6 protein-coding genes and 1 pseudogene are annotated in these 6,477 nt (G+C 61.0%); 2 read left to right on the forward strand and 5 right to left on the reverse strand.

The annotated features are described in order from the left end of the window. A partial coding sequence (locus tag BLX41_RS07650) for a YdcF family protein (protein WP_259744531.1) occupies nucleotides 1–640 on the forward strand: 640 nt, incomplete at its 5' end. Nucleotides 641–685: 45 nt separating this feature from the next. Here the strand turns inward: BLX41_RS07650 and lnt are convergent. The 5 genes from lnt to miaB all read right to left on the reverse strand — a co-directional run bounded on the left by lnt (nucleotide 686) and on the right by miaB (nucleotide 6,268). After that, nucleotides 686–2,209 (reverse strand): apolipoprotein N-acyltransferase, encoded by a 1,524-nt coding sequence (gene lnt / locus BLX41_RS07655; RefSeq protein WP_123724606.1) that lies wholly within the window; start codon nucleotides 2,207–2,209, stop codon nucleotides 686–688. A 191-nt stretch (nucleotides 2,210–2,400) separates the two neighbouring features. After that, entirely contained in the window at nucleotides 2,401–3,240 is an 840-nt protein-coding gene (locus BLX41_RS07660) for an HlyC/CorC family transporter (RefSeq protein WP_011063653.1), read from the reverse strand. Between the two features lie 45 nt (nucleotides 3,241–3,285). Further along, entirely contained in the window at nucleotides 3,286–3,744 is a 459-nt protein-coding gene (ybeY, locus tag BLX41_RS07665; RefSeq protein WP_123724396.1) for an rRNA maturation RNase YbeY, read from the reverse strand. Then, nucleotides 3,737–4,756, reverse strand: coding sequence for a PhoH family protein (locus BLX41_RS07670; RefSeq protein WP_123724397.1), 1,020 nt, complete (start codon nucleotides 4,754–4,756; stop codon nucleotides 3,737–3,739). Before BLX41_RS07670 ends, ybeY begins: the two co-directional genes overlap by 8 nt. Before the next feature lie 183 nt (nucleotides 4,757–4,939). Beyond that, entirely contained in the window at nucleotides 4,940–6,268 is a 1,329-nt protein-coding gene (miaB, locus tag BLX41_RS07675) for a tRNA (N6-isopentenyl adenosine(37)-C2)-methylthiotransferase MiaB (protein WP_185073443.1), read from the reverse strand. A gap of 134 nt (nucleotides 6,269–6,402) precedes the next feature. Here miaB and BLX41_RS34720 point away from each other — a divergent pair. Further along, nucleotides 6,403–6,477, forward strand: a pseudogene (locus BLX41_RS34720) (DUF1820 family protein); the annotation flags it as partial.

A 6,477-nucleotide genomic window follows, 5' to 3' on the forward strand; every position in this document is an offset into this window, starting at 1 on the left:
GGGGTTGGGGGGCTTCTGGTTGATGAGCCTGCCGGTGATGGTGGAGTGGGGCGCGCGCGGACTTGAACGGTTGCCGCCCTTGCCACAGAGTCAATGGACCAGCCTGGCAGAGCAGGCGGATGCGATCGTAGTCCTGGGTTCCGGCCGTGAGCGGGGTGATCCGGCTTGGGGGGCTGACCAGCCCACAGGCGTGGGGTTGGAGCGCGAGCGTTATGCAGCGCGGCTGGCCAAGGCTTCCGGGCTGCCTTTGTTGACCAGTGGCGGCCTGCATTACGGCACGCCGCCCACCGAGGCTGCACTGATGGCCGAATCACTGCTCAATGACTTTGGTGTGCCCGTGCGCTGGCAGGAAGGTCGCAGCCGCACCACATGGGAAAACGCCCAGTTCAGCGCCGAAGTCTTGCAGCCATTGGGTATCAAGCGCGTGGTGGTCGTGACCCAGGCCTGGCACATGCCCCGTTCCGTCTGGAGTTTTGAGCGCGCAGGATTTGTCGTAGTGCCGGCACCGGTAGGTTTTCTGGGAGTGGATAACGCCCGCCCGTTGGGGGGCTGGATGCCGGAGTTCAAGTCGATCTGGCAGAGCGGCCAGTTGCTGAACGAGGCAGTGGGCCAGTTAGGCTATCGCCTCTTTTATCGCTGATCAGCGCGCCGACTCCAGCGGGAGTCGGCTTGCCGGCGAAGGTTTCTAAACGGTCTTGGCGATGCGGCTGGCCAGCAAGGCCCAGCCAAACAACAGGACGCAGAGCACTACCAGAGGCCATGAGCGCCACTGCAAGTACGGCGTCAGGTTGTGCATGGGCACCACTTCGCCATAGAGAATGCCCCGCTCGAACTGTGGAATCTGCACGGTGATCTTGCCGAACGGATCAATCAGCCCGGTGACCCCGTTGTTGGTGGCGCGGATCATCCAGCGCCCGGCTTCCAGGGCGCGCATCTGAGCCATCTGCAAATGCTGCAGAGGGCCGATGGAGGTGCCGAACCAGGTGTCGTTGCTGATGGTCAGCAGCAGGTCACTGCGGGCTGACAGGCCGGCGGCGAACTCAGGGTAGACCACTTCGTAGCAAATGAACGGTGCAATCCGATACCCCTTGGCTTGCAGCAACGGCTGGTCGGCCGGGCCGCGGGCAAAGTCCGACATCGGCAGGTTGAAGAAGTCGATCAGGCCGCGTAGCAACTCCTGCAGGGGCACGTACTCGCCAAAGGGCACCAGTTTCTGTTTCAGGTAGGTGCCGTCGCCTTCGCCGGTCACGGTGATGCCGTTGAAGTAGCGTTTTTCATGGTGCACCAACTGGCGCACCGGAACTCCGGTAATCAGTGCGGAATGACGCTCGGCGGCAAAGTTGCCCATCATCGTCAGGTAGCCCTCGGCTGACTCCTTGAGCACCGGGATGGCGGTTTCCGGCCAGACCAGCAGGTCCACGCGCTTGCTGCTCAAGCTCATGTCGCGGTACAGGGCCAGTTGGGCATTGAGCTCGGCCGGGTCCCATTTCATGCTTTGTTCGATATTGCCCTGGATGGCGGCGACCGAAAGCGGATCACCCGAAGGGCTGGTCCAGGCATGACCTTTGAGTGCCAGGCCAACTGCCCAGGGCGCAGCCAGCAGCAACAGGCCGGCGACGATAAACCCCTTGCGTCCGGCCTTGATCAGGCGCGGCAGGTTGTAGAGCAACGCAGCGGTCAACGCCAGGGAGAAGGAAATCAGCCAGATGCCGCCCACAGGTGCGAGTCCGGCCAGGGGGCCGTCGAGCTGGCTGTAGCCGGAGTAGAGCCAGGGGAAACCGGTGAGGAACCAGCCGCGAAACGCTTCCTGCCCCAGCCACAGGGCAGCGAATGCGAGAGCGTCCGCCAGGGGGGCTTCGTTGCGCCGCAGCCAGCGGGCCCAAAGCCAGGCGGGCAGGGCGAAAAACCAGGCAATGGCGGCGATGAAGGCCAGCATCAGCAGGCCGGCAAGCAGCGCGGATGCACCACCGTAGGTGTGGATGCTGACGTAGATCCAGCTGGTGCCGGCGCCGAACAGGCCGAAACCGAAGCACCAGCCACGGCCCAGAGCCTGGCGGGGCGTGAGCTCCCGCAGACCGGCATAGAACAGTCCTACCGCCAGCAGCGCCAGGGGCCAGATGTCGTAGGGCGCCAAGGCCAGGGTGGTGATGGCGCCGGCTGCAACGGCCAGCAGGTTGCCGGGCCAGCCGGGTCGGGTTGAGCGCTGCAAGAGGCGTTTCATCAGCTCTTTCCTGTTTCGCGCCGGGCGGGGCGCGAGGAGATTGGGTGGGTGGATTCAGATGAGCGGCGAACCCTGCAGCGATGTTTGACAGTCCGCCCCCGAGATCTGTCGTCCCGGGGCCAGGTCGTTGGCCTTGGGATGATGATTCTGTACGGGGGAGGACTGATGACCCTTAGTCCCTAACGGGAGATGGGGGTCAGGCGCAGCAGATGAATTCGCCGGCTGTCGGCGTTGAGCACGCGGAAGCGATAGGCACCGATTTCAGTGATTTCGTTGCGTTTTGGCAAGTGACCGAAAGCACTCATCACCAGGCCGCCCACGGTATCGAACTCATCATCGGAGAAGTCGCTGTCGAAAAACTCGTTGAAGTTCTCGATCGGCGTCAGCGCCTTGATCAGGAAGTCGCCGCTGGGAAGCGGTTTGATGTAGCTGTCTTCCTCAACGTCGTGCTCGTCCTCGATGTCGCCGACGATCTGTTCCAGCACGTCTTCGATGGTTACCAGGCCCGCCACGCCGCCGTATTCGTCGATGACGATGGCCATGTGGTTGTGATTGGCGCGGAACTCGCGCAGCAGCACGTTCAGGCGCTTGGACTCGGGGACGAAGGTCGCCGGGCGCAGCAGATCCTTGATGTTGAAGCTGTCGCCGTTCTCCTTGAGGATCAGCGGCAGCAGGTCCTTGGCCAGCAGGACGCCCATCACGTCGTCATGGCTTTCGCCGATCACCGGGTAGCGCGAGTGCGCCGAATCGATGACCGCAGGCAGGAACTCCCGGGGTGTCTGGGTCGCCTTGATGCTGATCATCTGCGAACGCGGCACCATGATGTCCCGGACTTGCAGGTCAGCGACCTGGATGGCGCCTTCGACGATGGCCAGCGCTTCGCTGTCCAGCAATTTGTTCTGATGGGCTTCGCGCAGCAGCTCCAGCAGCTCCTGGCGGTTTTTCGGCTCATGGGCAAAAGCCTGGGTCAGTTTGCCCAGCCATGACTTTTGCCCGTTGCTCGATCGATCTTCGCTCATAGCGATTGCTCTGAATCCTTGGTTATTACAGGTGGATGTTGTTGATCAGCTTTCGTCGTCTGCATAAGGGTCGGGATGACCCAGCTCAGCAAGCAACGTTCGTTCCAGCGCTTCCATTTCTTCGGCTTCGTCATCATCTATATGGTCGTAACCCAACAGATGCAAGCAGCCGTGAATCACCAGATGGGCCCAGTGGGCCTTAAGTTCCTTGCCTTGTTCGGCGGCCTCGCGTTCGACCACCGCAATGCAGATCACCAGATCCCCCAGCAGAGGGATATCCAGCAGCTCATCTGGCACGTCGGCAGGAAATGACAGCACATTGGTTGCGTAATCTTTGTGACGCCAGGTGTGATTCAGCTCACGGCCTTCGTCTTCGTCCACCAGGCGGATGGTCAGTTCCGAATCGGCGGTGCGCTGGCGCAGAGCCAGCTCGCACCATTGGCGGAAATCTTCATCGCTGGGGGCCGGCTGCTGGCTGGCACGTTGCAGGTCAAGCTCAAGCATCGCGGCGGTTGCCCCTGTCGGCGGAAGCCTTGGCGGCCTCGTCGTCGGCTCGCAGCTCGAAGCGTTCATAAGCTTCGACAATACGTTGCACCAGAGGATGGCGCACCACGTCCTTGGGCATGAAGTGAGTGAAACTGATGCCGGGTACATCCTTGAGCACGTTGATCACTTGGGCCAGTCCCGACTTGGTGCCCTTGGGCAGGTCGACCTGGGTGATGTCGCCGGTGATCACAGCGGTGGAGCCGAAACCGATCCGGGTGAGGAACATTTTCATCTGTTCCACGGTGGTGTTCTGACTTTCGTCGAGGATGATGAAGCTGTTGTTCAGGGTCCGGCCGCGCATGTAAGCCAGGGGCGCGATTTCGATGACCTGGCGCTCGATCAGCTTGGCCACCTGTTCGAAACCGAGCATTTCATACAGCGCGTCATATAGCGGGCGCAGGTACGGGTCGATTTTTTGTGCCAGATCGCCAGGCAGGAAGCCGAGCTTCTCTCCTGCTTCAACGGCCGGTCGCACCAACAGGATGCGCCGCACTTGCTCGCGCTCCAGGGCATCTACGGCGCAGGCCACGGCGAGGTAGGTCTTGCCGGTACCGGCCGGGCCTATGCCGAAGTTGATGTCATTGCCGAGGATTTCTTTCACATAGCGCTGCTGATTCAGGCCGCGAGGGCGAATCATGCCCTTCTTGGTGCGCAGGGCTACGGCGGCATCGGCGACCGATGGGTTGTCCAACTCTTCCACGGCGGATTCCTGAAGGAACAGGTGTACCAGGTCCGGCGATAGCTCGGTGCCCTTGGTTTTCCGGTAGAGACGGCGCAGAAGATTTTCCGCGGAGGTGGTGTGCTTGGGTTCGCCGATCAGTTCGAACTGATTGCCGCGGTTGCGGATCTCGATCGTCAGGCGCTGTTCGATCAAGCGCAAATGCTCGTCGAATTGCCCGCACAGATTGGCGAAGCGGCGAGCCTCGAAGGGTTCGAGGATGAAACGATGAGGTTCTATGGGTGCGTTCAAGGTCGTTTTTTAGCCGCCCAACGGCAATTAAGATGAATTCAAGGATAACGCCAGCGGCCTGGGTGCGAAAGCTCTTATGCGGAGCAATGGCCGGTGAGGCTTTCTTCGTAGCAGGCGGCTTGTCGGCGAAGGCGCTCTTGAGGGGCTCTTCGCTGACAAGCCAGCTCCTACACAAGTCAGTTCTTACGATAACAGTGAGCCGCGCAGCGAATGGGGCTGCGCCGAGTCGATGTGCACGTCGGCGAACTGGCCGATCAGTGTGGGATTGTCGCAACGGAAGTTGACGATCCGGTTGTTCTCGGTACGGCCCTGCAATTCGCCAGGGTCTTTCTTGGAGTAATCGGTGACCAGAATACGTTGGGTCGAGCCGACCATTTGTCGGCTGATCTCGAACCCTTGCTGGTTCAGGCGATGCTGCAGCGCGTTCAGGCGCTCCTTCTTCTGCGCTTCCGGTGTGTCGTCGGCCAGGTCGGCGGCCGGGGTGCCTGGGCGCTGGCTGTAGACAAAGGAGTAGGAGAAGTCGAAGCCTACGTCCTCGATCAGCTTCATGGTCTGCTGGAAGTCTTTCTCCGTCTCGCCGGGGAAACCGACAATAAAGTCCGAACTGATGCAGATTCCCGGAACTGCCGCCCGTAGCTTGCGCAGCTTGGACTTGTATTCCAGGGCGGTGTGGTTGCGCTTCATCGCCGCCAGAATGCGGTCCGAGCCCGATTGCACCGGCAGGTGCAGGTGTTTCACCAGTTCTGGTACTTCGGCATGAGCCTGGATCAGGCTGTCGGAGAACTCCAGAGGGTGCGATGTGGTGTAGCGAATTCGTTCGATACCATCGACCGCGGCGACTACGCGGATCAGCTCGGCCAGGTCCGCCATGCGCCCGTCGTGGGTCTGACCCCGGTAGCCGTTGACGTTCTGGCCCAGCAAGGTGACTTCACGAACACCGTTTTCCGCCAGATGGATGATCTCGGCGATCACGTCGTCAAATGGGCGGCTGACTTCTTCGCCGCGGGTATAGGGCACGACGCAGAAGGTGCAGTACTTGCTGCAGCCTTCCATCACCGAAACATAGGCGCTGGGGCCGTCGATGCGCGGTTCGGGCAGGTGGTCGAATTTTTCGATTTCCGGGAACGAGACATCCACTTGCGGCAGTTTGGTGGCGCGCGCGACGTCGATCATTTCCGGTAGGCGGTGCAGCGTCTGCGGGCCGAAGACCACGTCCACATAGGGCGCCCGATCACGGATGGCCGCGCCTTCCTGGCTGGCCACGCAACCACCGACGGCGATCACCATCTCCGGGTTGGCCAGCTTCAGCTCGCGCCAGCGCCCCAGTTGGGAATACACCCGGTCCTGGGCGCGTTCGCGAATGGAACAGGTATTGAGCAGGATGACATCGGCGTCTTCGGCGCGAGCGGTGACTTCCAGGGCCTGATGTTCACCCAGCAGATCCACCATGCGCGAGCTGTCGTACTCGTTCATCTGGCAACCGTGGGTTTCGATGTAAAGCTTCTTGGCCATGGACCTCGGTCTCACGTGATTCAAAGAACCGCGCATTATAGGGGCCATGCCCACAGGTTCCTAGCGTTGCGCATCGGGTAGCTATGCTATAGTTCGCGCCCTATTTTTATCCCCCGATGTGTTGCCCGCCCACCATGACCAAACGTGAAGCCCCAATCTATAAGGTGATTTTCCTCAACCAGGGCCAGGTGTTCGAAATGTACGCCAAG

The organism is Pseudomonas protegens (assembly GCF_003732485.1).
Classification (GTDB): Bacteria; Pseudomonadota; Gammaproteobacteria; order Pseudomonadales; family Pseudomonadaceae; genus Aquipseudomonas; species Aquipseudomonas protegens_B.

Bases quoted from the DNA above. Each gene is read 5' to 3' on its own strand.
- ybeY (WP_123724396.1), bottom strand. From the start codon at position 3,744: ATGCTTGAGCTTGACCTGCAACGTGCCAGCCAGCAGCCGGCCCCCAGC.
- BLX41_RS07660 (WP_011063653.1), bottom strand. From the start codon at position 3,240: ATGAGCGAAGATCGATCGAGCAACGGGCAAAAGTCATGGCTGGGCAAA.
- miaB (WP_185073443.1), bottom strand. From the start codon at position 6,268: ATGGCCAAGAAGCTTTACATCGAAACCCACGGTTGCCAGATGAACGAG.